At 39.9% G+C, this 1,114-nt stretch carries 1 protein-coding gene; it reads left to right on the top strand.

Annotated elements, in window-relative coordinates:
• Positions 1-113: 113 nt before the first annotated feature.
• Positions 114-1,025, top strand: a complete 912-nt coding sequence (locus ACFQY8_RS03375) for a hypothetical protein (protein WP_377938504.1) — start codon at positions 114-116, stop codon at positions 1,023-1,025.
• Positions 1,026-1,114 lie beyond the last annotated feature (89 nt).

The following is a 1,114-nucleotide window of genomic DNA, read 5'->3' as shown; positions in this document are numbered from 1 at the left end:
CTTTGACACACTCTTATGTGTCGCAGGATTAATCAAAGCAGAAGGAACCACCACAAACTAAAACAACATGCACATAGTGTGTTGCGAGTCTATTAATAGGGAAGATTAGAGCTATGGAGCCATTAGAAAATCACAGTCTTGAGCATAATCCTATATTTTTTTCCTCACAAGAGGCGCATGAGTGGCTAGCGGATTATCTAGGTTCTCAAGATTTTCAAGTTAGTCAAATGGATGATTCAATTGCTATTCAGCTTAATGGCGGGATTGTGCGTATCGACATTAAAGAGGCCTCTCTTGAGTTTCATGGACTGTGGAATAAAGATATGTCAGGAAGCGACTATCGTAAGGCTGCTGAGACTGTAAATACGTGGAACTCAAATTTTGCGCAACCGAGTACATTTCTACAGAATGCAGAAGATGGAAAAGTTTGTTTTCATTCATTTATGGTTACCGATAACTATGCAGATAGCCTTGATGAAACAGCTCAAGAAATACAGAATGCTCTTTTCTTAAATGACATCTATTTTGCTTGGCTAAGTGAAGCTCTCTATAACTCCACAATTATGATGACACGAGAATGGGATAGTTATGGTCAGGCTCGTGCGGTGTCAACGTTGAAGCATGTCGAATCAGTATTTCGGAACAACCATATTTATGTATCTTTCAATGAAGAAAATACAGCTGTTGTTGGCGTGTGGTGTGACGAGCGGGTTCCCGTGATAATTTCTTCTCCACCTTCAATCATGGGGAAAATTCTCATTGAAGCGAGGCGGACCTATCGGAAGAATCAAGCTCATCGCGATATACTCGTAGATTTAGCTTTAGCTCTCACTCAAAGCATAAAGAGATATAAGGTATCAGTCTTTTCTAATGAAGATTGTTATGTAATGGGCATTGAGACTATAGTAGGATTCCGCTCTCAAACTCCTGATGAAGACATCTATGCAATCGTAAATGCAAGTATTCTGCGTTTGCTCGATATCAGCCAACTTACCAAAGGAGCTATCTCTCGTGATAATGGATAACTCTTGTGTTGATGATAGGCATGTTGTTTTAGTTTGTGGTGGTTCCTTCTGCTTTGATTAATCCTGCGACACATAAGAGTGTGTCAAAG

It is taken from the genome of Alloscardovia venturai (assembly GCF_042676605.1).
Classification (GTDB): Bacteria; Actinomycetota; Actinomycetes; order Actinomycetales; family Bifidobacteriaceae; genus Alloscardovia; species Alloscardovia venturai.
This window is presented reverse-complemented; position numbering and strand designations above follow the sequence as displayed.